Origin of the sequence: Bradyrhizobium zhanjiangense, from assembly GCF_004114935.1 — a bacterium.
GTDB lineage: Bacteria > Pseudomonadota > Alphaproteobacteria > Rhizobiales > Xanthobacteraceae > Bradyrhizobium > Bradyrhizobium zhanjiangense.
On the sequence record NZ_CP022221.1, the window covers coordinates 8,751,819 to 8,778,485 of the forward strand.

A 26,667-nucleotide genomic window follows, 5' to 3' on the forward strand; every position below is an offset into this window, starting at 1 on the left:
GCCTTGTGCGCAATTGCGCACTAGCGGGTGATCCAGTATTCCAGAGACATCAGTTGGATACGGAGATGCCGCGGCGTACTGGATGCCCCGCCTGCGCGGGGCATGACAGTGCGCCTACGGCTTCACCGGCGCCGGCGGCCCGTAGGCCTCGTCTTCCTTCGCCATCTTCGGCTCCCGATCCCCGCCCAGCACGCGCTGCACTGAGACGAAGAACACCGGCACCATCAAGAGCGCCAGGATCACCACCGCGATCATGCCGCCCATCACGACGGAGCCGAGCGCTTGCTGGCTGGCGCCGCCGGCGCCGTGGGCGATCGCCATCGGCAGCACGCCGCAGATGAAGGCAAGGCCGGTCATCAGGATCGGGCGGAAGCGCAGGCGGCAGGCCTCGATGGTGGCTTCCACCAGCGGCTTGCCCTCCTTGCGCAGATCTTTCGCGAACTCGATGATCAGGATCGCGTCTTTTGCCGCGAGGCCGATGATGGTGATCAGGCCGACGGTGAAATAGACGTCGTTAGGCAGGCCCCGCAGCATCGCCGCGCTCACTGCTCCGACGATGCCGAGCGGCACGGTCAGCAGCACCGCGAGCGGAATGGTCCAGCTTTCATAGAGTGCGGCAAGGCACAGGAACACCACGAACACCGACAGCGCCAGCAGGAACGGCGCCTGCGAGCCCGAGAGCTTCTCCTGGAGCGACTGTCCCGTCCATTCATAGCCGAAGCCGCGCGGCAACCGGCCGGCGAGCCGCTCCATCTCGGCGATCGCGTCGCCCGAGGTGAAGCCTGGTTTCGCTTCGCCGGAGATGCGCACCGCCGGATAGTAGTTGAAGCCGGCGATCTGGGTCGGCCCGCGCGCCCATTCCACAGTTGCAAAGGACGAGAACGGCACCAGCTGGCCGCGGCTGTTCTTGACGTTGTAGTTGAGGATGTCCTCGGTCCGCATGCGGTCGCGGCTATCTGCCTGCACCACGACGCGCTGCATGCGGCCGCGGTTCGGGAAGTCGTTGATGTAGTTCGAGCCGAGATTGGTCGAGATCGTGTTGTTGATGTCCTCGAAGGTGACGCCGAAGGCGCCGGCCTTCTCGCGGTCGATCACGAGATTGACCACGCCGGCCTCGGGCAGGCCTTCGACATAGACTTTCTGCAGCACCGGGCTCGCATTGGCCTCCGCGATCAGCTGGTCAGCGGCGCGCATGAGCGCCGTATAGCCTTTCTGGCCACGGTCCTGGAGGCGGAATGAGAAGCCCGAGGAATTGCCGAGATTGTCGATCGGCGGCGGCTGGAGGGCTGAGATCTTGGCATCGCGGATCGAGGACAGATCGCGGTTGATGTCGTTGACGATCGCCGCGGCGGAATCCTTCGGGCCACGCTCCGACCAGTCCTTCAAGGTGATGAAGGCCTGCGCGGTGTTCATGCCCTGGCCGGAGAAGCTGAAGCCGGTGAGGAAAGTGACGTTGTCGACACCGGGCCGCTGCGCCAGATATTTTTCCACCTTCTCGATCACGGCCTCGGTGCGGGCATAGGACGAATCCGACGGCGTCTGCACGTCGGTGGTGACGAAGCCCTGGTCGTCGACGGGCAGGAAGCCGCCAGGCAGGTTGACGAAGGCCCAGGACAGACCGGCCAGCAGCGCGACATAGACCAGCATCAGGCGGCCGGTGCGCTTCAGCGAGAAGCCGACGGTGCGGGAATAGCCCTCCTTGCCGCCTTCGAGCACGCGGTTGAACCAGCCGAACACGCCCTTCCTGGCATGGCCGTGACCGGCGGCGACGGGCTTGAGCAGGGTCGCGCACAGCGCCGGCGTCAGCGACAGCGCCAGGAAGGCGGAGAAGCCGATCGCTGCGACCATGGTCACGGAGAACTGGCGATAGATGATGCCAACCGAGCCCGGGAAGAATGCCATCGGCACGAACACCGCCATCAGCACCAAGGTGATGCCGATGATGGCGCCGGTGATCTGCGACATCGCCTTGCGCGTCGCTTCCTTCGGCGGCAGGCCTTCCTCGGCCATGATGCGCTCGACGTTCTCGACCACGACGATGGCGTCGTCGACGAGGATACCGACCGCAAGCACCATGCCGAACATCGAGAGCATGTTGATGGAGTAGCCGGCGAGCAGCAGCGTGGAACAGGCCCCTAACAGCGCCACCGGCACCACGATGGTCGGAATGATGGTGTAGCGGATGTTCTGGAGGAACAAGAACATCACCACGAACACCAGCACCACGGCCTCGACCAGCGTCGACAGCACCTTCTTGATCGAAGCCTCGACCACGGGCGTGATGTTGTAGGGGATCTCGTAAGTGATATTGGCCGGGAAGAAGCGCGACAGCTCCTTCATCTTCTCTTCGACGGCACTCGCGGTCGCCAGCGCATTGCCGGTCGGCGACATCAGCACGGAAAGACCGGCGGTCGGCTTGCCGTCGAGGCGCGTGTTGAACTGGTAGCTGAGGCCGCCGACCTCGATGCGCGCGACGTCGCGCAGGCGCACGGTCGAACCGTCGGCGTTGGCGCGCAAGATGATGGCGCCGAATTCGTCCGGGGACGAGAGCTGGCCCTTGACCAGCACCAGCGAGGAGGTGCGCTGGCTCGGCGTCGACGGCTCGGCGCCGATGCTGCCCGAGGCGACCTGCGCGTTCTGCGCGGCGATGGCCTTGTTGACGTCGTCGGCGGTCAGCCCATAGCCGACCAGTTTGGCCGGATCGACCCAGACGCGCAAGCTGCGCTCGGTCGAGTAGAGCGTGGCGCGGCCGACGCCGGGAATGCGGCGGATCTCGCCGAGCACGTTGCGGATCATGAAATCGCCGAGGCCGACCTCATCGAGGCTGCCGTCGGTCGAGTTCAGCGTGATGATCTGAAGCACCGCGCTGGAGGCTTCCTCGATCAGGATGCCCTGCTGCATCACCGCGCGCGGCAAGCGCGCCTCGACGCGCTTGATGCGGTTCTGCACCTCGACCGAGGCGGCGCTGGTATCGGTGCCCGGCTGGAAGTTGGCGATGATCTCGACCTGGCCGAGCGAATCGCTGGTCGATTCGAAATTGAGGATGCCGGAGGCGCCGTTGAGCTCCTCCTCGATCAGCCGGGTGACGCTGTTGTAGAGGTTCTCCGGCGAGGCGCCGGGATAGCTGGTCGAGACCGAGATCGAGGGTGGCGCGATGATCGGATATTGCGCGATCGGCAGCAGCGGAACCGCAATCGCACCGATCAAGCAGATGAATAGCGCGACCACCCAGGCAAAGATCGGCCTGTCGATGAAGAAACTCGGCATGGCGCGTTACCGCGTGAGCTTCTGGGCATGCCGGTTGTCCGCGGTCGCGTCCGCCTCCGACCATGATTGCGGTTTGACCTTGTCGCCGGCCGCAAATTTCTGGAAGCCTTCGACCACGACCTTGTCACCGGCCTTCAGGCCTTCGGTGATGAACCAGAATCCGTCCTGCACCGAACCGGTGCGCACCGCCTGCACCGCGATGTGGTTGTCGTCCTTGACGACGAAGACCTCGCTGCCGCCGCCGCCATTGCGCTGAATCGCCTGCTGCGGCACCGCGATCGCGTCGGCGTCCAGACCCTGGTCGATGCGGACGCGGACATACATGCCCGGCAGGAGCTCGCGCTTGGGATTGCGGAATTCGCCGCGCAGTGTCACCTGGCCGGTGTGGGCATCGACCTTGGCGTCGGAGAACAGCAGCTTGCCGTCGAGCGAATAGGTGGTGTTGTCATCGAGTACGAGTCGCACCTTGGCGGCGTCGGGCGCGATACGCTCGAGATCGCCGGTTTCGAAGGCGCGGCGGAGCTGGTTGAGCTCGGTCACCGATTGGGTGAAGTCCGCATAGATCGGATCGAGCTGCTGGATGCTGGCGAGATTCGTCTCGTTCTGCACGACGAGCGCGCCTTCGCTGACCAGCGCCGCACCGACGACTCCGTCGATCGGCGCGCGCACGGTAGCGTAATCGAGATTGAGTTTTGCGCGCGCGAGGTCCGCCTTGCGTCCCTCGACCTCGGCCTGGGCCTGCCGCTCGGCGGCGATTGCCTTTTCGTTCTCGGCCTCTGGCGCGGCGCGATCCTTGGTGAGCGTAGCGATGCGGCGTGCCTGCTGGTGCGCCTGCATCGCAGCAGCTTCGGCCTTGGCGACCGCGGCCTCGTTGGCCAACACCTCGACCTCGAACGGACGTGGATCGATGCGGTAGAGCGGATCGCCCGCCTTCACCTCGCTGCCCTGGCGGAACAGGCGCTCGACCACGATGCCGGAGACGCGCGGCCGCACGTCGGAGACACGCGTCGGCGCGATGCGGCCCGGCAGCTCCCGCACCACGGCGCGCGGCTGCGGCTTGATGACGACGATGCTGACGTCAGGGTCGGACGGCGGAGCGGCGGATACGGCCGAGCTGGACTCGTCACAGCCCACCAGCAGCGGCGCTAAGGCCGCGAGCATCATTGCAACGCATGCCGATCGCGCACGAAGTCCTGACATGAAGTGAGTCGCCCCGATTTCGTTGAAACTGATCACGCTCCGCGCGGGCCCGTTCTGGGCTCTTTGCACGCGGCCGATGCCGCCAAAATAGAATGCGCCTGCTGCGATGCAACGCATGGCGCGGGCGGCTCATTGTCACACGATCTATCGTGCTGACTTTTTGAAGCTTTTCGGGACTCACCGAATTGTGAGTCGGGTTCCATCAGCGCGTGCTGCGACAGAAGATCGCAATCCGGCAACCTTCAGGCATTCTCCCTTGCGATCACACTGAGGCAGAAGTCGATGAAGCTTCGCACTTTCGCGGGCTGGTGCTGGCGCGACGGAAACAGGGCATAGAGCGGGAACATCTCACCTGACCATTCCGGAAACAGATTGACCAATGCTCCGCTTTGCACGAGGTGACTGCTGCCCAGTTGGAGAATCTGCGCAATGCCTGCGCCGGCTACGCAAGCCGAGAGCATGGCGCCGACATCCGAAACCAGAACGCGGGCGGACACCTTCACGGGGAGCACCTCTTTCCCCTTACGAAACTCCCAATCGAAAGGCCGCTGGTTCGCCGCGTCATAGAAGCCGATGCAATCGTGGTCCGGGACTTCGGACGGATGTCGTGGCCGGCCGTGCTCGGCGATATAGGCGGGCGAGGCAACAGTGAGAACGCGGGTCTCGACGAGCTTGCGCGCCACCAACGAACCCTGCGGCGGCTCACCGAACCGCAACGCGAGATCGAAGCCGCCGGCGCCGAGATCTCCGATCGCGTCACGCATGAGAAGCTCCAGCGAGACTTGCGGATGCTGCACCAGGAACGTCCTGATGTGAGATGACAGGACGATGCGAGAGAAGAACGGATCGACGTTCACCCTGAGCCGTCCGCGTACGATGCCGGCGGAGCCCGAAGCCTCGGTTGCAGCTTCTTCGATGCCGGCAAGGTGCGGTCCGACGCGCTCGTAGAAGCGTCGCCCCTCATCGGTCAAGGAGAGCGAGCGCGTCGTGCGTTCAAGCAATCTGACCCCGACGCGCGCTTCCAGACGCGATATGGCGCGGCTGACGGCCGAGGCCGTCAGGCCCAGCGCATCGGCCGCGCGTGCGATGGTGCCGGCCTCGATGACGGCCGAGAGGACAGTCACACCCGATAGCAACCGTCCATCGAAGGGCATCGCAATTCCTGATTTATATGAATGTCTATTTTGACATAACGGAAATTGGATCCGCAATCACCATCTGACATCTGTGTCGCCACCGAAGACGCGGAGGCGAACATGACAAAACGGTCTTATTTTCAGAGCATCAGGTATTGCACGCGCTGGACGCTGCTAGGCGCGTCGCTGCTTTCGATCGCAGCCTCTGCCGGCGCGCAAACTAACGCACCTTCCCCAGGCACCAGAAAGGAAGCGATCATGACGATGAAGCAAGACCTCGCGATGCGCTCGAACGAGATTCACTGGCCAGAGCGCTTCAATCCTGCGACTGCGGATCTGTTTGCGCACAACGAGCTTCTCATCAACGCGTCATGCGAGAAGGTCTGGAGCCACATCGTGGACGCCAGCAAGTGGCCGCAATGGTATCCGAACGCCAGGGACGTCGAACTTCCCGAGGGCACCAAGGTCCTGGGCAACGACACGACGTGGCGATGGACCACGTTCGGCCTGTCGATCGAGAGCAAGGTGAACGAATACGTGCCACATGCACGCCTCGGCTGGTACGGTTACGCGCCGGGGACGCAACCGAGCTTCTATCATACCTGGTATTTGGTCCCTCGCGGCGCGAGCTGCCTGGTCGTCACCGATGAAGTCGGTGTCGGCAAGGATGCCGCGCACCTGCGAGAGGCCGATGAGAGCCTGCTGCACCGGGGCCACGATCTGTGGCTGGCGACATTGAAGTGGGTGTCCGAGGGCAATTGACAGGGGAAATGGGGCGCGGCATGCACGCTAATCGGCGGCCTTCATGCGGTAGTGGCTGACGCCCCATTCGGTTCCGTCGGCATAACCGAACAGGCCTGCGGTCGCGAGCAGGAACCAGCGCCAGCGACGCATCCAGAGAGCGGCCTCCTCGCCATAGACCCCGCGCAAGGAGGCCTCGATGGCGTCGCGATGCGCATCGAAATTGGCGAGCCAGTCGTTGGCGGTGCGCTGGTAATGCGTCCCGCTCCAGCACCATTCCTTCTCGATCGCAAAGATATCGTCGAATTGCCTGACGAGGTGATGGCTCGGCATCAGACCGCTCGTGTAGACGTGCTGCGCGATCCAGTCGTCGGGATCGGCGGGGTCAAGCAGATGCGAACCGGAACGGTGGGTGACGACGTGCATGAAGAACCGCCCCTCCGGCGTGAGCCATGACCGCGCACGCGTCATCAGCTTGCGCCAGTTGCTCATCTGCTCGAACATCTCGACCGAGACGATGCGGTCGAACTGGCCCTCGGGCGCGAACACGTTCATGTCGGCCGTGACCACGCGCAGATTGAGCAATCCGCGCAGCCGCGCCTCCTCCTCGACATAGGCGCGCTGCGCCTGCGAGGTCGCGATCGCCGTCACCCGGGCGTGCGGAAACTGCCGCGCCATCCACAGGGACAGCGAGCCCCAGCCGCAGCCGAGCTCCAGGATGGCCTGGCCGTCGGCCAGACCGGCATGCTCGACGGTCTGGCGCAGCGCCTCCTCCTCCGCCTCCTGCAAGGAGGTCGCATCGGTCTTGTAGAAACAGCACGAATATTTCCGGTTGGGGCCGAGCACCTGCGCGAAGAAGGAAGCGGGCACCTCGTCATGCCGGCCGCGGGCAGCATCCGCGTCCTCGGCGATCGGCCGCAGCATCATCCGCCCGGCGAAGGCAGCATCGTCGGCCGCCCCCAGCTTGGACAGGCGTGTCGCCGTGCGCGAGCACAGGCGCTGGATCGCGGCACGCATCACCACGTCCGGCAACGGCACACGTTCGGCAGTCCCGATGATCGCGGAAACGACGCTCATGCGGCCCCCGAATGGCGAGCTCTTGCAGACACCGGCCTATCAAAGCGCGGCTTTCGGTCCGAGTTCCCCAAGCTGTCCCCGAAATCGGCGCATCCGGCGCTTTTTTTGGGCCGGCGCTGTGCCATAGTGCGCCCGCAAGCAAGCTTCGTAATGGATGATACCGGCATGCGGTCTGGCACTTCCCGCTCCACCATGGATATTGAGTACACCAAACTGTCCTCGCCCAGCGTCTTCCTGGTGCGGATGCTGGTCTTCCTGGTGCTGTGTGCGCTGGTGGGCGTGGTGCTCTACAAGCAGATCATCCAGGCCTTCTTCGCCAATCCCGGCCTCAACGCCCTGATCGGGGCGGTGCTGTTCATCGGCATCGTGCTGACCTTCCGCCAGGTCATCCGGCTCTACCCTGAGGTGTCCTGGGTCAACAATTTCCGCATCGCCGATCCCGGCCTGGCGCCGGCCCGGCACCCGAAGCTGCTGGCGCCGATGGCGGCGATCCTCGGCGGCGAGCGCTCGGGACGGATGTCGATCACCCAGACCACCATGCGGCATCTGCTCGATTCGATTGCGACGCGCCTGGACGAGGCCCGCGACATCTCCCGCTACATGACCGGCCTGCTCGTCTTCCTCGGCCTGCTCGGCACCTTCTGGGGCCTGATCGAGACGGTCGGCTCGGTCGGCAAGGTGATCGACGGGCTCAAGGTCGGCAGTGATTCCGGCGCCCTGTTCGACACGCTGAAAGAGGGGCTGGCCGCCCCGCTCGGCGGCATGGGCATCTCGTTCTCGAGCTCGCTGTTCGGCCTCGCCGGCTCGCTGATCCTCGGCTTCCTCGATTTGCAATCGAGCCAGGCGCAGAACCGCTTCTACACCGACCTCGAAGACTGGCTCGCCACCACCGTGCGCGAATATGGCAGCGGCGAAGTGGCGGTCGCTTCCAGCGGCGGTGGCGTGGCCAGCGGCGAGCTCCAGGCCGCGGTCGAACGGCTGCGCTCCGTGCTCGAGGAAGGCAGCGCCAACCGCGGCACCACCGCGGCGATGGCGAGCCTCGCCGAAGCCATCCAGGCGCTGGTTTCGCACATGCGCACCGAGCAGCAGATGATCCGCGAATGGGCCGACGGCCAGGGCGAACAGAACCGCGAGATCCGGCGCCTGTTGGAGCGCATTGCGCGCCAGCCCGAGAAGAGTTGAGAACAGGACGAAAGATCTCGTGCCCCGGACGCGATGCAGCACGAAGTGATGCGTCGCTGATCCGGCGCCCATTCGACGAGTGATTCTGGGTCCCGGCTCTGCGCAGCAGTGTTACACGCTGCAGCGCGTCCGGCACACGAATGAAACGGAGACGATCATGGCTCTTGCCCGCGGCCGCCGCAGTGAAGGCGCCTTCAACTACTGGCCCGGCTTCGTCGACGCGCTGTCGACGCTGGTGCTGTCGATCGTGTTCCTGCTGTCGGTGTTTTTGGTCGTGCAGTTCTTCCTGTCGCAGGAGGTCACCGGCAAGGACAAGGCGCTGGAGCAGCTCAACGCCAAGATCGCGCAGCTCAATGAGCTCTTATCGCTGGAGAAGCTCGGCAAGCTCTCGCTCGACGACCAGGTGTCGCAACTGAGGGCCGGCCTTGCCTCGGCCGAATCCGAACGCGACCGCATGAAGGGCCTCTATGAAGGTCTCGCCAATGCCGGCAGCGACGCGCAAGGCAAGACCGCCGAGCTCGGCAAGGCACTGGACTCCGAGAAAGCGGTCTCGGCGCGGGCGCTGGCGCAGATCGAGGTGCTGAACCAGCAGATCAGCGCGCTGCGCCGGCAATTGGCGGCGCTGGAAGAGGCGCTGGATGCCTCCGAGAAGCGCGACAAGGAATCGCAGAACCGGATCGCCGATCTCGGCGCCCGCCTGAACGTGGCGCTGGCGCAGCGCGTGCAGGAATTGTCGCGCTACCGCTCGGAGTTCTTCGGCCGCCTGCGCGCCATCCTCGGCAACCGCCCCGACATCCGCATCGTCGGCGACCGTTTCGTGTTCCAGTCCGAAGTGTTCTTCGACACCGGACAGGCGACCTTGCTGCCCGAGGGCCGCGCCGAGCTCGACACCTTGGCGACCGCGCTGATCGACCTCGACAAGAAGATCCCGAGCGAGATTCCCTGGGTGCTGCGCGTCGATGGTCACACCGACGTGCGTCCGGTCAACGGCCCGAACTTCAAGTCGAACTGGGACTTGTCCGCCGCCCGCTCCATCTCGGTGGTGCAATACCTGATCTCGCTCGGCGTGCCCGCCCAGCGCCTCGTCGCCGCCGGTTTTGGTGAATTCCAGCCGCTCGATACCGGCAACACGGAAGAGGCCTACAAGCGCAACCGCCGCATCGAGCTGAAGCTGACGGAGCGGTAGTGAGCGCCCTCCATCTCCGCCCCTACCGGCCCGAGGACGAAGCGGCCGCGATCGACCTCTGGCATCGCACCTGGCAGCAGGCCTATCCGCAGATCGACTTCGCCGCCCGCCTCGATTGGTGGCGCGAGCGATGGCGCAAGGACCTGGTGCCGAAGGCCTCGATCGTCGTCGCCGAACAGGATGGCGCCCTCACCGGCTTCGTTACCATCGATGGCGACGGCTATCTCGACCAGCTCGTGGTCGATCCCGCCCATTGGGGCTCGGATGCAGCAAGGCTGCTGGTGGATGAGGCCAAGCGCCTGTCCCCGACTGGCGTCACGCTGCTCGTCAACAAGGACAACGCGCGCGCCATCCGCTTCTATGAGCGCAACGGCTTTGCCCATGCCGGCGACGATGTGAACCCGACCTCGGGCCGTCCGGTGCTGAAGATGGCATGGCGGGCGTGAGGCGTGTCACGCCTGGATCCTGCGACGTCTGTTAATCGTTGTAGCCGGAGCAGCGATGACAAGCGGGTGGAGACGATCGATGAAGCTGCGCGACCTGGCCAAGGGTTCCTCGGTCTTTCTGGGCGTCATCGTCGCCGGATATCTGTCGACGACCTATGTCGACCAGCGCTTTGCGATGCAACTCGATACGAGCGGCCCTGCAGCATCGGCCTGCGTCGGCGAGGACGGCAGCTGGAAGAACTGGCCGTGGCCGAATGTGCCGACGCTCTCGCCGAAGTGCCGGTAATGTCCGCTGGGACCCTGTGGTGCGCAGCTCCCTCCCCACGTCATTGCGAGGAGCTCTTGCAATGAAGCAATCCAGAGTCTCTCCGCGGAGACATTCTGGATTGCTTCGCTTCGCTCGCAATGACGAGATTGTAGAGCGTTATCGCAACACTCTCACTGTCGCGATTTTGGCAACGTTCCGAACGCCTCACGCCCCCTCGAACTGCAACCGCGCCAGCCGCGCATAGAGGCCGTTCGCGGCGACCAGCTCGGCATGCGTGCCCTGCTCGACGATCCTGCCCTGGTCCATCACCAGGATGCGGTCGCAGGAGAGCACGGTGGCGAGGCGATGCGCGATCACCAGCGTGGTGCGGTGGCGCATCAGCTCTTCCAGCGCGGTCTGTACCAGCGTCTCGCTTTCGGCATCGAGCGCGGAGGTGGCTTCATCGAGCAGCAGCAGCGGCGCATTGCGCAGTATGGCGCGGGCGATGGCGATGCGCTGGCGCTGGCCACCGGAGAGCGTCACGCCGCGCTCGCCGAGCGCCGTCTCGAAGCCTTCGGGCAGGCGGCGGATGAACTCGGCGGCATGCGCGAGCTCGGCGGCGCGCTCGACCTCGGTATCGGTGGCATCGGGACGACCGAAGCGGATGTTCTCGCGGGCGCTTGCCGCGAACACTACGGATTCCTGCGGCACCAGCGCGATGCGAGCGCGGACATCGTGCGGATCGGCGGACCTGACCGGCACGCCGTCGAGCGCGATCGCGCCGCTGCGCGGATCGTAGAAGCGCAGCAGCAGATGAAAGATCGTGCTCTTGCCGGCGCCGGAGGGGCCGACGATCGCAACCTTCTCGCCGGGGCGCACGGTGAACGACACGGTGTCGAGCACCTTGACATCGGGCCGCGCCGGATAGGCGAAGCTGACCCGATCGAAGCCGACCTCGCCGCGTGCCGGCACCGGCAGCGCGCGCGGCGACGCAGGCGCGGTGATCTCAGGACTTACATGCAAGATCTCGAACAGGCGCTCGGCCGCGCCCGAGGCCGCCGACACCTCACCCCAGACCTCGCTGAGCTGGCCGAGGCCCGCCGCGGCGAACACCGCATAGAGCACGAACTGACCGAGCCGGCCCGGCGTGATCGCACCGGTGAGCACGTCATGCGAGCCGATCCAGAGGATCGCGACCACGCTTGCGAATACGATGAAGATGATGATGGCAGTGAGCACGGCGCGGGCCTGGGTCGAGGTCCGCGCCGCCTCATAGGCCTGCTCGACATTGCCGCCGAAGCGCTTTTCGGCGAACTGCTCGCTGGTATAGGCCTGCACGGTGCGGATCGCGCCGACCAGTTCGCCCGCATAGGCGGAGGCGTCGGCGAGCGTGTCCTGCGCATTGCGCGACAGCCGCCGCACCCAGCGTCCGAACGCCACCAGCGGCAGCACGATCAAGGGTATCGCCAGCAGCACGAAGCCCGACAATTTCGGGCTGGTGATCACCATCATCGCGGCGGCGCCGAGGAACATCATGAGATTGCGCAGCGCGATCGACACCGAGGCGCCGACGGCGGATTTGATCTGGGTGGTGTCGGCGGTGAGGCGCGAGATCAGCTCGCCGCTGCGCGCGGAGTCGAAGAAGGTCGGCGAGAGCGACAACAGGTGGCCGAAGACGTCGCGCCTGAGGTCGGCGACGATGCGCTCGCCGATCGTCATCACGAGGTAGTAGCGCGCGGCGCTCGCCATCGCGAGCACGGCGACCACCGCGAGCATTACCGAGAAATAGCTGTTGATCAGCTCGATGCCCTCGGGCGTCAGGCCGAAATCGATCATCCGGCGCACCGCGACCGGTACCAGCAGCGTGGTCAGTGCCGCGACCGTCAGCGCGACGAAGGCCAATGCGGCGCGGCCGCGATAGCGGCTCACATAAGGCGCGAGCGCGAGCAGCGGCCGGAGCTTGGCGCGGCCCTTGGCGGGCTGCTCGATCAGATCGGCCTCGATCGACGGAGTGTCGGCGGATTGGGAATTCATTTCGGGCTGAACATACTGTTCATCAAGCCGTTCCACTGCGCTCATGAGATCCGACCCATTGCATTCGTTTGCTCCCAATAGGCTGGTGCAAGGGGAGTGGCAAATCCGGGATGTCCCTTAGGGGCAAGCCCGGTCACCAGCCGGCATATGGCTTGTTTTGGGGGGGGTCGTGAGGTATAGAGCCGGCCAAATCCGTCATTCGCTAGCCACCCAAGAGGCGCCCGGGCGCCGAGGAATTGCCATGAAAGCCGAAATTCACCCGAACTATCATACGATTAAGGTCGTCATGACCGACGGAACCGAGTACCTGACCCGCTCGACCTGGGGCAAGGAAGGCGACACGCTGAACCTCGACATCGACCCGAAGTCGCACCCGGCCTGGACCGGCGGCAGCGCCCAGATCATGGACCGCGGCGGCCGCGTTTCGCGCTTCCAGAAGAAGTTTTCGGGCTTTCTCAAAAAGGATTGATCCGGCCGCAAGGCTGCGACGAAAAACGCCCCTGGGAGCCCAGGGGCGTTTTTGTTTTGGGGCCCGCACGTTGCTATCAGACCCGTCATCCTGAGGGGCGAGTGGCGCGATGCGAAGCATCACACCGGGAGCCTCGAAGGATGAACGGCCGAGGTGCAGCAGCCGGGCCGTCGCCCTTCGAGGCTCGCCGAAGAGGCGAGCACCTCAGGGTGACGGTTCAACATAGAGTGCGGGGATTAGATTAGACCCTACCGCTCGAACGCGGCCTTGAGCGCGTTGAGGTGCGGCACCAGCGGGTTGCCGATCGGGACGTGCTCGGCCGGCGGGGTGTGGATGGTGGTGTCGAGACGGCGGACGCGGGTCTGGAGGCTCATCGAGCGGTGGATCAGATCCTGGAGCTGCGAGGGCAGCTTCTCGATGGTGTCGGCGGGGCCGGGATCGGCGGCGGTGAGCTTGACCTTGGTCTTCTCGCGGTTGGCCTGGCTCAGCGTCATTTCGCCTTCCTTCACCGCGCGGTGCAGCAGCAGCCACGAGGCGAGCTGCATCAGGCGGGTGGTGAGACGCATGCTCTCGGTCGCATAAGTCAGGCTGACGGCACGGTCGAGCGCCTTGGCCTCCGTGCGGCCGGCGCCGTCGAGATAGGCGGCGGTCTCTTCGACGAGGTCCATGCCCTCGCGGAACAGGACGCTGAACGCCGCAGAATTGGTGAACCGCTCGCTGAGTTGAACGAGAGCGCCGTCGGCCTGCAAACGTTCCATGGTTAACGCCCCTTACGCAACTGTCTGACTCTCCGGCTTGGCGCCGGCTTATGATGAACAAATCATTGCGCGCCGGGAGCGCGGAGTCCAGCGACAAGCGCTGATATGGTTTCCGCGGGTCATTCGCAGAAATTCAACCGGAAGGAGACGCAAAAAGCGGGAGTGGACGCAAAAAAAGAGCCGCCGGAGACCGGCGGCTTTGAAAGTTGATAACAGGGAGGCGTCAAACAGAGTGGACAGGAGCCACTCGGTGTCCAAACGAGGACGGTTCCAGTCATAAACCCGAAAGCTTAATCGACCGTAAACGAGCTAAATTTTTGAGAGTTCGTTAGCCATCTCGGCCAGTGGCCGAGTGGGGTACGGAACAAATTCTCCACGTCATCCCGGCGAAGGCCGGGACCCATAACCACAGGGAGTGGTTTGACGAAGACCGGTCGTTCGGTGCTTCGGTCGATCCCTACAGATAGATCACGCGGTATCGGTCCCGGCCTTCGCCGGGACGACGGCTGTAGCGGCTACGACTTGAAAAAACTATTCGCCGCATCGCGCGAGGCGCGCTTCTTGGTGGCGGCTTCTTCCAGTCTTGCGATCTCGGTTTTCAGAAGCGCTATGCGCTCGGTCAGCTCCTCCACCGACAACAGTGAGAGATCCTGTCCGATTTCATGGCTGATCTTCTTGCGCGGGCGGTCGTCGTCTTCCGTCGGCATCGTCGTTCCTCCTGCGTTCGCGCGATCTACCAGGCCGAGGTTGCCAGCGTGGAGCGCGCTGGCTAAGCAATGGCCTCATTCCATTCCACACCTTTGCTCAAGGACACATCATGGACAAGCTGCCCGCGCAAATGACCGTGGTCGCCATCTCCCGGCACGGCGGACCGGAGGTGCTGGTGCCGGAACAACGGGTCGTGCCGCAGCCCGGGCCCGACGAGATCCTGGTCAAGGTCGAGGCCGCCGGCGTCAACCGGCCCGACGTCGCGCAGCGCTCCGGCGCCTATCCGCCGCCGCCCGGCGCCAGCGACCTGCCGGGCCTGGAGATTGCCGGCGAAGTGGTGGCGGTCGGCAGCAATGCCAAGCGGCACAAGATCGGCGACAAGGTGATGTCGCTCGTCGCCGGCGGCGGCTATGCGCAGTACTGCATCGCCCAGGACGCCCAGGCCATGAGCGTGCCGCCGGCGCTGTCGATCAGGGAAGCCGGCGCGCTGCCGGAAACGCTGATGACGGTCTGGCACAACGTGTTCGAGCGCGGCGGCCTCAAGGCCGGCGAGACGCTGCTGATCCATGGCGGCTCCTCCGGCATCGGCACCATGGCGATCCAGCTTGCCAAAGCGTTCGGCGCCAAGGTGTTCGTCACGGTGGGATCGCAGGACAAGATCGATGCCTGCCTCAAGCTGGGTGCAGACCGGGCCATCAATTACAAGACGGAAGACTTCGTCGCGGTGGTCAAGGAAGAGACCAACATGGTCGGCGTCAACCTGATCCTCGATATGGTCGCCGGCGACTATGTCGATCGCAACTATGATGCCGCCGCAGTCGATGGCCGCGTCGTCCAGATCGCGACGCTCAACGGCCCCAAGGTCAACGTCAACATTGCCAAGGTGATGGTGAAGCGCCTGACCCATACCGGCTCGACGCTGCGCCCCCGTAGTAATGCGGACAAGGCGGCGATGGTGGCCGCGATTGAGGCGAAAGTGATGCCGCTTTTGCGCGAAGGCCGCATCAAGCCGCTGATGGACAGCGCTTTCCCGCTGGAAAAGGCGGCCGACGCGCACCGGCGCATGGAGACGAGCGCACATATTGGCAAAATTGTGTTGGAGGTGTAGGCCGCCGGCCCACAGGGCAAGGCGGAAACCCTTTGATTTTCCTCGCTTTCGTGGCATCTATCGCGACGCACCGAACCAATTCTGTCCGGTCTGAAATCGCCTTGCACTCGAAGTTTGCGTCGAACGCGGAGAACTGACCTTGCGTCTGCTCAGGTGCCTCGCGCCCATCGCGCTGGGCCTCATGATGCTCGTTGCCGCGTCCCCTGCACGCGCGCTCGATGCTGTCAGCGTTCGCAGTGACGCGCCCGCGATCGACCTCACCGGTGTACTGGAGCATCAGCGCAGCGATGCCGACCGCATCCAGGTCTCGACCGCGCCCGGCACCGACGGCATCGTCCGCCGCATCGAGGTGCGCGCCCGCGAAGGTGGCCAGAACTGGGTGGTGTTCGCGCTCGCCAACAACACCGACGACCAGCTCGACCGCCTGATCGTCGCCCCGCATTACCGCATCGTCTCCTCAGGGCTGCTGTGGCCCGACCTCGGCCTGTCGCGTATCGCCACCATCACGCCTTCGATCGGCGACCGGCCCGAACGTCAGGAAAGCGCAACCGCGGACGTGTTCCGCATCACGCTCGATCCGGGAGCCGTTGTCACCTTCGTCGCCGAGCTGCGCACCGACAAGCTGCCGCAGCTCTATCTGTGGGAGCCGGAAGCCTACAAGGACAAGGTCAACTCCTTCACGCTCTATCAGGGTATCGTGATCGGCATCTCCGGCTTGCTTGCACTGGTGCTGACCATCCTGTTCGTGGTGAAGGGCAGCATCATGTTCCCGGCCGCCGCGGCGCTGGCCTGGGCGGTGCTGGTCTATATCGGCGTCGATTTCGGCTTCTGGGGCAAGGTGCTCGACATGTCGAACAACGCCGAGCGCATCTGGCGTGCGGCGGGCGAAGCGATCCTGGCGGCGACACTATTGGTGTTCCTGTTCGCCTATCTCAATTTGAGCCGCTGGCATGTGCGCTATTCGCACATCACGGTCGGCTGGCTGGCCTTCCTTGGCTCGCTCGTCGCGCTGGCGCTGTTCGATCCCGCGGTGGCCTCCGGCATCGCGCGCGTCTCGCTGGTGCTGATCGCCTTCGCCGGCTTTGCGCTGATCGTCTATCTCTCCACCCACGGCTTCGACCGCGCGGTGCTGCTCATCCCGACCTGGTTCCTGCTGGTGGTCTGGGTGGTGGCGGCCGGCATGACGGTCGCCGGCTCCGTCACCAACGACATCGTCGGCCCGGCCCTGCTCGGCGGCCTCGTGCTGATCGTGATGCTGATCGGCTTCACGGTGATGCAGCACGCCTTCGCCGGCGGCGGCGCCTCGACCGGCGTCGTCTCCGACATCGAGCGCCGCGCACTGGCGCTGGCCGGCTCCGGCGATCTGATCTGGGACTGGGACGTGTCCGCCGACAAGGTCTTCACCAGCCCCGAGACCGAAGCCCTGCTCGGCCTCAAGCGCGGCACGCTGGAGGGGCCGGCCGCGTCCTGGCTCGAGGTGCTGCATCCGCTCGACCAGGACCGTTTCCGCGCCGCGCTCGACAGCGTGCTCGATCAGCGCCGCGGCCGCCTGGTGCAGGATTTCCGCCTGCGCACCCCGGACGGCCACTTCATGTGGTTCGCGCTGAAGGCGCGCCCGGTGGTCGGCTCCGACGGCGAGGTCTCGCGCGTGGTCGGCACCCTCACCGACGTCACCGAGCTGCGCAACGCGGAAGAACGTCTGCTGCACGATTCCGTGCATGACAACCTCACCGGCCTGCCCAACCGAAAACTGTTCATGGACCGGCTGGGTGCGGTGGCGCACTTCGCCAAGAGCATGCCGACGCTGCGGCCGACGCTGATGGTGATCGACCTCGACCGCTTCAAGCAGGTCAACGATTCCGTCGGCATCGCGGTCGGCGATTCCATCCTGCTAACGCTGGCGCGCCGCCTTACCCGCATCCTGAAGCCGCAGGACACGTTGGCGCGGATGGCCGGCGACCAGTTCGGCCTGATCCTGCTCTCGGAGCAGGATCCCGCCCGGATCACCGCCTTCGCCGAGACCATCCGCAAGACCATCCGCGCGCCGATCGCGTTCAACGACCGCGAGATATTCCTCACGGCTTCCATCGGCCTCGCTTTGTCTGATCCGCAGACCCAATTGACGGATGAGATCATCAAGGACGCCGAGCTTGCGATGTATCACTCCAAGCGCATCGGCGGCGACCGCATCGACGTCTACAAGCCGGCGATGCGTGCGCGGAAGACCGACCGGCTGACGCTGGAGAGCGAATTGCGCCGCGCCATCGAGCGGAAGGAGATCACGATCCTGTACCAGCCGATCGTGCGGCTGGAGGATCGTTCGATCGCGGGCTTCGAGGCCTTGGCGCGCTGGGACCATCCGAAGCTCGGGCGCATGGCGCCGTCGGAATTTATCACGATCGCGGAAGAGACCGGGCTGATTGTCGATCTCGGCATGTTCGTGCTCGACCAGACCGCAAAACAGCTTGCGGTGTGGCAGCGCGCGATGCGCTCGCGCGAGCCGATCTTCGCCTCCGTCAACGTGTCGTCGCGACAATTGCTGCGCCACGATCTGATCCACGACATCCGCACCGTGCTGTCACGCTCCTCGGTGGCGCGCGGCACGCTCAAGCTGGAACTGACGGAATCGCTGGTGATGGAGAATCCGGAGCACGCAGCGCAGATGCTGACGCGGATCCGCGAGCTCGGCACCGGGCTCTCGCTCGACGATTTCGGCACCGGCCATTCCTCGCTGGCCTATCTGCAGCGCTTCCCGTTCGACACCATCAAGATCGACCAGTCCTTCGTGCGCACCACCAGCCGCGGCACCCGCCCGGTGATTCTGAAGTCGATCATCGCGCTCGCGCACGATCTCGGCATGGACGTGGTGGCCGAGGGCGCCGAGACCGATTCCGATGCGGTCGAGCTCTACCAGATGGGTTGCGAATACGCCCAAGGCTTCGCCTTCGGCGAGCCGATGGACGCCGACGCGGCGATGCGGCTGCTGACGGAAGTGCGGCTGGAAGCGGCGAGCTGATCGCTCTCTTCTTCCTTCTCCCCTTGTGGGAGAAGGTGGCGGTGGGAGAAGGTGGCGCGAAGCGCCGGATGAGGGGTTGTCTCCGCGGGTTCAACTGCAAGAGATTGGCGCGCGGAGAGAGACCCCTCACCTGTCTCGCCGCTACGCGGCGAGCCACCCTCTCCCACAAGGGGAGAGGGGAAGAGTGCTCGTCAGCGATACTATCGCCGCCGGTCGCTCTTCTGCTTCCTGAACCGCACGCTCTGGCCATCCGGCATGCGCGTCGCCACGAAGCCGGCGGCGAGGCAGGCTTCGCGTTGCGGCATCTGGATGTCGGGGCTGCGCAGGCTGTCCCACCAGGAGGCACGATGCGCCGCGCGCGGCAGGGCCGCGCCGATGATCTCCTCGATCTGCTCGAAGCTCAACACCAACTCGTCCTGCTTCTGCCGCATCAGATAGTCGCGCAACGCGTGGTAGTCGTTCACAATCGTCCTCTCGTCCCGGTCACATGAGGCTGCCAAAAACCGTGCGCCGCATAAACCGATTCTTAACTCATTGCGGCAGCGCCGTCCCGCCTTAAACACTACTCAAGCTTTCGGGCGCATCCACTAGGATCGGGAGCGAGCGATGCTGTCTGGATGGCGCGAAGTCACGGCCCGCCGGCCGTGGCGGATTTCGGCGAAGCTGCTGATCATCTCGTCCGTGGTGACAGTGATCGGCTTCTCCGCCATTTGCGTCAACGTGATGCTGGACATGCGCCGCGGCGAGGAGGCGCTCGCCCGCCAGACGCTGGAGAATTTGGCGACGACCATCGAGTCCGACGTCAACCGCAACATCGAGATCTACGACCTGTCACTGAAGGCGGTCGCCAGCAGCATGTTGCTGCCGGAGCTCGCAACGGTCTCGAAGCCGATCCGTCAACTGATCCTGTTCGACCATGCGATAACCGCCAAGCATTTCGGCGCCATCCAGGTGTTCGATACCGAGGGCCGGCTGACCATCGACGCCTCCACGCTCGATCCGCTGCCGGAGGTCAGGAGCGAGGAGGACTATTTCAGGGTTCATCGCGACAATCCCGACATCGGGCTCTTCATCAGCCGTCCGATGCTGTTTCGCGGCGCCTATTCCATCGTGCTGAGCCGGCGCATCAGCGATACGGACGGCGGCTTCATGGGCGTCGTCGCCGGCTCGATCCGGTTCAGCTATTTCCACGAATTGTTCGAGCGGCTGAACCTCGACCGCGACGACACCATCACCGTGCTGAAGCGCGACCGCACCATCATGATGCGGCGGCCGTTCGATCTCGAAATCATCGGCAGGAATTTGAACGAGCGCCAGAACTGGAGGGCCGACAATCTCAAGGCCGGCGGATCCTACGCCGGCCAGGGTCCGGTGGACCCGACCCCGCGTCTCTACGTGCGCAGCACCAGCACAGGTCCGATGTTCGTGGTGGCAGGCAAGCCGCTGACCGCCGTGTTCGAGCTCTGGCAGAGGGAAGCCTATCGCATCGGCGCCGTGGTGCTGGCGCTGATCCTGTTCATGCTGGCCTCGACGCTGGTGCTCGCGCGCGAGATCGGCCGGCGCGCCGAGGCCGAGGGCAAGCTCGAGGAGATGGCGACGACGGACGCGCTCACCGGCCTGAAGAACCGCCGCAAGTTCGATTCCGTCATCGAGGTCGAATGGCGCCGCGCCATGCGCCAGAAGACGCCGGTCGCGCTGTTGATGATCGATGCCGATCACTTCAAGGCCTACAACGACACGTTCGGCCATCAGGCCGGCGACCAGGTGCTGGTCGGCATCGCTATCTGCATCTCCGACGCGGTGAGCCGCGCCGGCGACTGCGCCGCGCGCTATGGCGGCGAGGAATTCGCCGTGCTGCTGCCGAACATTTCGGTCACCGACGCCTTCAAGGTCGCCGAGACGATCCGCCTCAAGGTGCAGGGCTGGTCCGACGATCAGGCGAGCACGACGGTCTCCTGCGGCATTGCCAGCCTGGTCCCCACCGCCGGCATGGACCCGTCCATCCTGGTCGCCGCCGCCGACAAGGCGCTCTATGCCGCGAAAGCCGGCGGGCGCAACCAGTCGGTGGTCGCGAGCCTGCCGCAGCTGTCGCTGGTGGCGTGAGGCGACTGTCGTCGGCGGCGAGTAGCGTGCCTAATTCTCGTGTCGTCCTGGCGAAGGCCAGGACCCATTACCCCAAGAAGGAGTCGTGGCGCGAGCTGATCACCACGCGTCTTCGCCAAACGCCGTCTTGGGGTAATGGGTCCTGGATCGGCGCTGCGCTTGTCCAGGACGACGCGGAGCAGCTACTGCCCCAGATACTTCTTCATCTCCGCGATCAGCCCGTCGCGCAGCTCCGGGCGCTTCATGCCGTAGGCGATGTTGGCGCGGAGGAAGCCGGGCTTGGAGCCGCAATCGTGGCGTTCGCCCTCGAACTCGACGCCGTAGAATTTTTGCGACCTGGCGAGGCCGATCATGGCGTCGGTGAGCTGGATCTCGCCGCCGGCGCCGCGCTCCTGGGTTTCCAGGATCTTGAAGATCTCCGGCTGGAGGATGTAGCGGCCGGTGATCGAGAGGTTGGAGGGCGCGGTGCCCTTGGCCGGCTTCTCGACCATGCCGTCGACCTCGAACATCTTGCCGGTGCGTTTACCGACGCCGCAGATGCCGTATTGATGGGTGAGATGGTCGGGCACCGCCTCGACCGCGACCAAATTGGATTTCTCGCCGAGCGAAGCCGCCATCTCGATCATCTGCTTCAGGCAGCCGGGCGTGTTGAGCACGAGCTCGTCGGGCAGCACGACCGCGAACGGCTCGTTGCCGACGATGTCGCGCGCGCACCAGACCGCATGGCCGAGGCCGAGCGGCGCTTGCTGGCGGGTGAAGCTGACGGCGCCGGCATCGGGCTGGTTCTGCGCCAGGATCTCCTGCTCGCCCTTCTTGCCGCGCGCAGCCAGCGTCGCGTCGAGCTCGAACATCCGGTCGAAATGATCCTCGATGACATTCTTGTTGCGGCCGGTGACGAAGATGAAGTGCTCGATGCCGGCCTCCCTCGCCTCGTCATAGACGTACTGGATCAGCGGCTTGTCGACGATGGTCAGCATTTCCTTCGGCATCGCCTTGGTGGCGGGCAGGACGCGGGTGCCGAGGCCGGCGACGGGGAATACGGCTTTGCGAATTTTCATGGGATCGATCGAATACCTGAGGACGTGAACGGAGCAATGGCATCTTGCTAGCCTGTTTGCAGCCGCCAACAAAGGCGGATGTGGGGCCTCGCCCCGTCAGAGTTAAGAAAAACGCCGTCACCAAAATTTCACCTTTGTTAAGCTATTGGCAACGCCTACCAGGCCTCCTGATGGCGGAATTTCAGGCCGACGGGTGGGAGATGATGCAATCAGTGGCACGACTGGCGGAACGGGTTAGCTCCGTGACTGCCGCGACGATGATTGCGGCGGCCTTGCTGCTGCCGGCTTGCGCGCACGCGCAAGCCCAGAATGGCCTTTCCAATCTGTTCGGCGGCATCTTCTCCGGCCCCAATCCCGCCCCCTCGCAAGCCCCGCCCGGCAATGGCGGTGCGCAACCTTGGAGCGGCGAAGACGGCGCCTCCGGCCATCCGCTGATGACGGCGGCCGCGATCCGCGAGGCCGCCGGCAATTTCAACAATTGCGTCGCCGCGATGTGGCCCGATGCCGCACGGCGCGGCATCACGCAGGAGAATTTCCAGCGCCTCACCGCAGGCCTCAGCCCCGATTTGCGCATCATGGACCTCATGGATTCGCAGCCGGAGTTCACCAAGTCGATCTGGGACTATCTCGACATCCTCGTGAACGACAACCGCCTCGCCAGGGGCCGCGAGATCCTCGCCACATACAAGGCGCAGTTCGACGCCACCGAAAAGGCCACCGGCGTCGACCGCTACATCATCGCCTCGATCTGGGGCATCGAGTCCAACTACTCGACGCAGATGGGCGACCGCAGCGTGCTGCAATCGACCGCGACGCTCGCCTGCATCGGACGTCGCCAGGCCTATTTCAAGGACGAGTTCCTCTCCGCGCTGGAGATCCTCAACCGCGGCGATCTCAGGCCTGAGCAGATGCGCGGCTCCTGGGCCGGCGCCTTCGGCCCGACCCAGTTCATGCCGACCGCATTCAAACGATTTGCCGTCGATGGCGATGGCGACGGACGGCGCGACGTCGTCGACAATCCCACCGACCTGATCGCCTCGACCGCCAACAATCTGAAGAAGGACGGCTGGCAGGCCGGCCAGACCTGGGGCTTTGAAGTCGTTGTGCCGGAGGGATTCAACTACATGCTGGCCGATCGCGCCAAGGCGATGACGATCGCGCAGTGGGAGAAGCTCGGGCTCAAGCGTCCGAACAACCAGCCCTTCCCGCATCTGGCGGAGAAGGCGTATCTGCTCGCGCCGGCCGGCGCGCAGGGGCCGGGCTTCCTGATGCTGCAGAATTACCGCGTCATCATGAAGTACAACCCGGCCGAGGCCTATGCACTCGCGATCGGCCATTTCGCCGACCGCCTGCGCGGGGGCCAGCCCTTCGTGCAGCCCTGGCCGCGGCAGGAGCGGGAGCTGTCGCGTACCGAGCGGCTGGAACTGCAGCAGCTGCTGGCCCAGCGCGGCTTCTACAAGGGCACCCCGGACGGCCAGTTCGGCGGCCAGACCCGGGAAGCCCTGCGCAACTTCCAGGCCTCGATCGGGGTGCCCGCCGACGGATTTGCGTCGTCCGACGTGCTGGACCGGCTGCGCGGGCGGTAAATCGCGCCGAAAGTAACCCTGAACAGGGATTTTGGCAGGCAGCCTTGACCTGGGTGACTGTTCCCCGGTGTATGGCGGAAGAATCTGCGAGAGAATCTGCCCGTTTGGCGCCTGATTCCGTTATTATATCCAAGCCACTTCCAATCCTGTTGCGCGTGTCCGAGATCGCATGTCGAAGAAGTCCCTGTTCAAGGCGCTGACCGAGACCGGCCCGCTGATCGCGCTGGGGACGGCGCTTGCGATCCTGGTGTCGGTCGCGGGCCCGGCCTCGGCGCAGTTCTTCAACTTCCCCGGCTTCGGCGGCCCACCGCAGCGCGCGGCCCCGCCGCCACCACGGGGCGGCGGTGGAGGTGGCTGGTTCGGCGGCGACTTCTTCGCACCGTTCCAGCAGCAACAGCCGCAAGCGCCGCGCCAGGATTTCTCGCGCGCGCCGGCACCGGCGAAGCGCGACACCATCCCCGACAAGAACGTGCTGGTGATCGGCGATGCCATGGCCGACTGGCTCGCCTATGGCCTCGAGGACGCCTACACCGAGCAGCCCGACATGGGCGTGATCCGCAAGCACAAGACCACCTCGGGCTTGATCAAGTACCAGCCGAAGGGCGAGCCGTCGGACTGGGCGGCTGCGGCGAAAGGCATCCTCGAAACCGAAAAGCCCGAAATCATCGTCGTCATGCTCGGCCTCAACGACCGCATCGCGATCCGCGAGCCTGCGGCCGACAAGTCGGACAAGGCCTCTGACAAGGACAAGAAGAACGACAAGGGCGCGCGCGGCAAGCCACCTGGCAAGCCCGGCGAGGCCAAGCCCGACGCCGCCGCCAAGCCTGAGGACAAACCCGCAGCGGATCCTGACCTGCCGCAGGATGATGCCGACAACGCCGATACGCCGGCGGCCGCCGCGCCGGAGAAGACGGCGCGCAATCCGAATGGTCTCTACGAATTCCGCGACGAGCGCTGGATCGAGCTCTACGGCAAGAAGATCGAGGAGCTGGCCAACGTCCTCAAGGCCAAGAGCGTTCCGGTGCTCTGGGTCGGCCTACCTGCCATCCGCGGGCAGAAGGGCACGGCGGACATGCTGTTCCTGGATTCCCTCTACCGTGAAGGCGCAGCCAAGGCCGGCATCACCTATGTCGATGTCTGGGACGGTTTTGTCGACGAGGCCGGCCGCTTCCTTCAGAAGGGTCCTGACTTCGAAGGCCAGATCCGTCAGCTCCGCAGCTCTGACGGCGTCTATTTCACCAAAGCCGGCGCGCGCAAGCTCGCGCACTATGTCGAACGCGAGATCACGCGCCTGCTCGCGGGCCGCTCCGGCCCGATCGCGCTGCCGAGCGAGCCGGCGACGCCCGACACCAGCGCCGAGCCAGGCAAGCCCGCGCCGCGGCCGCTGGCCGGCCCGATCGTTCCGCTGGTTGCGGCCTCGATCTCGACCGATCAATTGCTGGGCGGGCCGGGCTCGCGTCCCGCCGCCGTCGACGCACTCGCTGCGAAGACGATGGTGAAAGGCGAGCCGCTGACGGCTCCGGCCGGCCGTGCCGATGATTACGCCTGGCCGCGCCGCGAAGTCGGCCGCGAGCAGGCCAAGGGCGATACGCCGATGGCGGCGACGACGCCGGACAGCAGCGTTCCTCACGGCTCACCGGGAGCAGCCGCCGCGGTCGCCCCGCCAAAACTCGCGCCGAAGAAGCCGCAGCTCCCGCCGCAGCAGCCGGCACAGGCAGCGCCGTCATTCCGGGATTTCTTCGGCTTCGGCTCGCCGCAGCCACCGCGTCAACTGGCGCCGCCCCCTGGCCCCCGCAATCCGAATATGAACCCCGCGATCCCGCGGCCGCCGGCTAATGTCGGGCGATCGGCCGAAATGTTCCGGTAATTTTTCTCTTTTGATTTGAGATGTCATTCCGGGGCGCGTAGCGCGCTCTGATGCGCAGTTGCGCACCTGAGAATCCATCACACCCCATCATCGATGCCGATGAATGGAGTCCGGACTCGCGCCAAAAGGCGCGTCCCGGAATGATGGGTCTGGCTGTTAGCCGTAATAGCGCCAGCGCGGCGGCGGGCGGCGCGCGGGGCGCGACATCAGAAGCGCGAGTGCGAAGCCGATGCCGCCGGCAATCAGCAGCGCGCCGAGCGGGTTGTCATGCACCTTCCGCGCAATCGCCTGCGAGCCGTCGCGGAACGTATCGCCGCTCGCCTCATAGGCATCCTTGGCGTAGCTGGTGGCCGTGTCCGCGGCTTCGCGCGCTGCGTCCTTCGCCTGGCCGTATAGATTCTGCACTGTCCCCGCGGCTTCCCGTGCCTTGCCTGAGGCCTGCGTTTTTGCGTCTCCCGCCATCTCGCCCACGGTGCCTTCCACGCCGCCCGCCATTTCCTTGGCTGATCCAATGATCCGATCCGCGTCCATGATAATCCTCCTCGGTGATCAGCCGAAGTAACCGATCAGAAGCAGCGCAGTTCCTTGCGCTTAAGAAAGTGTAGAACGCGTAGCCCGGGTGAGCGCAGCGATACCCGGGAACGCGCAAGCAAAGTCCCGGATGTCGCTTCGCTCATCCAGGCTACAAGATTAGGCCGCCATCGACGACCAACGTCTGGCCGACGATGTAGGACGACAATGGCGAAGCCAGGAACAGCGCCGCGCCCGCCATGTCGGCCGGCGTGCCCAATCGCCGCAGCGGAATGCGCGCCAGCGCGCCTTCGAGCCGCTTGGGATTGTCGGTGGTCACCTTCGTCATCTTGGTATCGACGAGCCCGGGCGCGATGCCGTTGACGCGGATGCCGTCCTCGGCCCAGGCCTCGCCCAGCGTGCGCGTCAATCCGACCGCGCCGGTCTTCGAGGCGTTGTAGGCGGGATTGCCCATGGTGGAATGATACGCAGCAGTCGAGGACACCATGATCAGAGAGCCCTTCGCATCCCGCAGCATGGAATGAAACCGCGTTGCGCACGCCATCAGGCTCATCAGGTTGACCTCGACGACCTTGCGGAAACCCGCCATCTCGAATTCGCCGCGGCGATAGATCACTGCGCCCTGCGCGAGCACCAGGATGTCGAGCCGTTCGAAGGGCGGCTTGAACGCTTCGATCGCACCGGCATCGCTGACGTCGAGCTGCGCGTAGGCGAGACCCGTGAGATCGGAGCCTTCCTCGATGGAATATTCCGCAGGCCGCGCACGCGTGCCACAAACCGCGACATGCGCGCCCCTGGCGCGAAAGGCCTGCGCGATGCCGTTGCCGATGCCGCTGGAACCGCCGACCACCAGCACCTGCTTGCCTGAGAAATCGAGCTCGTTCATCGCGGCCTCCCCTTGTTTTGCTTGTTTGACCTGTCTGCGGATCGATGCCAGCCTTGTCAAT

Annotated in this window: 22 protein-coding genes; 11 read left to right on the forward strand and 11 right to left on the reverse strand. The window is 65.0% G+C overall.

What is annotated here, in order from left to right:
* Positions 1 to 114: 114 nt before the first annotated feature.
* From XH85_RS41850 to XH85_RS41860, 3 genes are all read right to left on the reverse strand, one after another.
* The gene (locus XH85_RS41850) at positions 115 to 3,267 is read right to left on the reverse strand and encodes a multidrug efflux RND transporter permease subunit (RefSeq protein ID WP_128936578.1); all 3,153 of its coding nucleotides are present in this window, start codon (positions 3,265 to 3,267) and stop codon (positions 115 to 117) included.
* Positions 3,268 to 3,273: 6 nt separating this feature from the next.
* Complete coding sequence (locus XH85_RS41855) at positions 3,274 to 4,467, reverse strand: efflux RND transporter periplasmic adaptor subunit (RefSeq protein ID WP_128936579.1); 1,194 nt, start codon at positions 4,465 to 4,467, stop codon at positions 3,274 to 3,276.
* Between the two features lie 242 nt (positions 4,468 to 4,709).
* Positions 4,710 to 5,621, reverse strand: coding sequence for a LysR family transcriptional regulator (locus XH85_RS41860; RefSeq protein WP_128936580.1), 912 nt, complete (start codon positions 5,619 to 5,621; stop codon positions 4,710 to 4,712).
* A gap of 240 nt (positions 5,622 to 5,861) precedes the next feature.
* Here XH85_RS41860 and XH85_RS41865 point away from each other — a divergent pair, with 240 nt between their 5' ends.
* Positions 5,862 to 6,365, forward strand: a complete 504-nt coding sequence (locus tag XH85_RS41865) for an SRPBCC family protein (RefSeq protein ID WP_164934727.1) — start codon at positions 5,862 to 5,864, stop codon at positions 6,363 to 6,365.
* Positions 6,366 to 6,392: 27 nt separating this feature from the next.
* Here XH85_RS41865 and XH85_RS41870 read toward each other — a convergent pair whose 3' ends face one another.
* Entirely contained in the window at positions 6,393 to 7,421 is a 1,029-nt protein-coding gene (locus XH85_RS41870) for an SAM-dependent methyltransferase (protein ID WP_128936582.1), read from the reverse strand.
* Positions 7,422 to 7,586: 165 nt separating this feature from the next.
* Between XH85_RS41870 and XH85_RS41875 the strand changes: the two genes are divergently transcribed.
* From XH85_RS41875 to XH85_RS41890, 4 genes are all read left to right on the forward strand, one after another.
* A complete protein-coding gene (locus XH85_RS41875; protein ID WP_128936583.1) occupies positions 7,587 to 8,603 on the forward strand; it encodes a flagellar motor protein MotA in 1,017 nt (338 codons plus the stop codon).
* Positions 8,604 to 8,760: 157 nt separating this feature from the next.
* Positions 8,761 to 9,789 carry a peptidoglycan -binding protein gene (locus XH85_RS41880; protein WP_128936584.1) on the forward strand — a complete coding sequence of 343 codons (1,029 nt, stop codon included), beginning with the start codon at positions 8,761 to 8,763 and terminating at the stop codon, positions 9,787 to 9,789.
* Positions 9,789 to 10,235 (forward strand): GNAT family N-acetyltransferase, encoded by a 447-nt coding sequence (locus tag XH85_RS41885; RefSeq protein WP_128936585.1) that lies wholly within the window; start codon positions 9,789 to 9,791, stop codon positions 10,233 to 10,235. Before XH85_RS41880 ends, XH85_RS41885 begins: the two co-directional genes overlap by 1 nt.
* Positions 10,236 to 10,314: 79 nt before the next feature.
* A complete protein-coding gene (locus tag XH85_RS41890) occupies positions 10,315 to 10,521 on the forward strand; it encodes a hypothetical protein (protein ID WP_128936586.1) in 207 nt (68 codons plus the stop codon).
* A 186-nt stretch (positions 10,522 to 10,707) separates the two neighbouring features.
* On the opposite strand, the gene XH85_RS41895 is transcribed toward XH85_RS41890, so the two are convergent.
* Positions 10,708 to 12,561 (reverse strand): ABC transporter ATP-binding protein/permease, encoded by a 1,854-nt coding sequence (locus tag XH85_RS41895; RefSeq protein ID WP_128936587.1) that lies wholly within the window; start codon positions 12,559 to 12,561, stop codon positions 10,708 to 10,710.
* Between the two features lie 196 nt (positions 12,562 to 12,757).
* Between XH85_RS41895 and rpmE the strand changes: the two genes are divergently transcribed.
* Positions 12,758 to 12,985, forward strand: coding sequence for a 50S ribosomal protein L31 (gene rpmE / locus XH85_RS41900; RefSeq protein ID WP_027573780.1), 228 nt, complete (start codon positions 12,758 to 12,760; stop codon positions 12,983 to 12,985).
* A 248-nt stretch (positions 12,986 to 13,233) separates the two neighbouring features.
* Here the strand turns inward: rpmE and rcdA are convergent, their stop codons facing one another.
* Complete coding sequence (gene rcdA / locus XH85_RS41905) at positions 13,234 to 13,743, reverse strand: protease adaptor protein RcdA (protein WP_128936588.1); 510 nt, start codon at positions 13,741 to 13,743, stop codon at positions 13,234 to 13,236.
* A 515-nt stretch (positions 13,744 to 14,258) separates the two neighbouring features.
* Positions 14,259 to 14,450: a DUF1192 domain-containing protein gene (locus tag XH85_RS41920; protein WP_128936589.1), complete on the reverse strand. Its 192-nt coding sequence runs from the start codon at positions 14,448 to 14,450 to the stop codon at positions 14,259 to 14,261.
* 110 nt (positions 14,451 to 14,560) lie between these two features.
* On the opposite strand from XH85_RS41920, the gene XH85_RS41925 reads away from it, so the two are divergent.
* Together XH85_RS41925 and XH85_RS41930 are read left to right on the forward strand one after the other, a co-directional pair.
* The gene (locus XH85_RS41925) at positions 14,561 to 15,559 is read left to right on the forward strand and encodes an NAD(P)H-quinone oxidoreductase (RefSeq protein ID WP_128936590.1); all 999 of its coding nucleotides are present in this window, start codon (positions 14,561 to 14,563) and stop codon (positions 15,557 to 15,559) included.
* A 139-nt stretch (positions 15,560 to 15,698) separates the two neighbouring features.
* Positions 15,699 to 18,575 carry an EAL domain-containing protein gene (locus tag XH85_RS41930; RefSeq protein ID WP_164934725.1) on the forward strand — a complete coding sequence of 959 codons (2,877 nt, stop codon included), beginning with the start codon at positions 15,699 to 15,701 and terminating at the stop codon, positions 18,573 to 18,575.
* 200 nt (positions 18,576 to 18,775) lie between these two features.
* On the opposite strand, the gene XH85_RS41935 is transcribed toward XH85_RS41930, so the two are convergent.
* The gene (locus XH85_RS41935) at positions 18,776 to 19,039 is read right to left on the reverse strand and encodes a DUF7662 domain-containing protein (protein WP_164934724.1); all 264 of its coding nucleotides are present in this window, start codon (positions 19,037 to 19,039) and stop codon (positions 18,776 to 18,778) included.
* Between the two features lie 142 nt (positions 19,040 to 19,181).
* On the opposite strand from XH85_RS41935, the gene XH85_RS41940 reads away from it, so the two are divergent.
* Entirely contained in the window at positions 19,182 to 20,678 is a 1,497-nt protein-coding gene (locus XH85_RS41940) for a sensor domain-containing diguanylate cyclase (RefSeq protein ID WP_128936591.1), read from the forward strand.
* Between the two features lie 182 nt (positions 20,679 to 20,860).
* Here XH85_RS41940 and XH85_RS41945 read toward each other — a convergent pair whose 3' ends face one another.
* On the reverse strand, positions 20,861 to 21,736 hold the full coding sequence (locus tag XH85_RS41945) for a UTP--glucose-1-phosphate uridylyltransferase (RefSeq protein WP_128936592.1): 876 nt from the start codon (positions 21,734 to 21,736) through the stop codon (positions 20,861 to 20,863).
* 200 nt (positions 21,737 to 21,936) lie between these two features.
* Here XH85_RS41945 and XH85_RS41950 point away from each other — a divergent pair, with 200 nt between their 5' ends.
* Together XH85_RS41950 and XH85_RS41955 are read left to right on the forward strand one after the other, a co-directional pair.
* Positions 21,937 to 23,322 (forward strand): lytic murein transglycosylase, encoded by a 1,386-nt coding sequence (locus tag XH85_RS41950; RefSeq protein ID WP_206734798.1) that lies wholly within the window; start codon positions 21,937 to 21,939, stop codon positions 23,320 to 23,322.
* 169 nt (positions 23,323 to 23,491) lie between these two features.
* Positions 23,492 to 25,189 (forward strand): SGNH/GDSL hydrolase family protein, encoded by a 1,698-nt coding sequence (locus XH85_RS41955; protein WP_128936594.1) that lies wholly within the window; start codon positions 23,492 to 23,494, stop codon positions 25,187 to 25,189.
* A gap of 156 nt (positions 25,190 to 25,345) precedes the next feature.
* Here XH85_RS41955 and XH85_RS41960 read toward each other — a convergent pair whose 3' ends face one another.
* Positions 25,346 to 25,720: a CsbD family protein gene (locus XH85_RS41960; protein ID WP_091881369.1), complete on the reverse strand. Its 375-nt coding sequence runs from the start codon at positions 25,718 to 25,720 to the stop codon at positions 25,346 to 25,348.
* 151 nt (positions 25,721 to 25,871) lie between these two features.
* Positions 25,872 to 26,606, reverse strand: coding sequence for an SDR family NAD(P)-dependent oxidoreductase (locus tag XH85_RS41965; RefSeq protein ID WP_128936595.1), 735 nt, complete (start codon positions 26,604 to 26,606; stop codon positions 25,872 to 25,874).
* Positions 26,607 to 26,667: the final 61 nt, after the last annotated feature.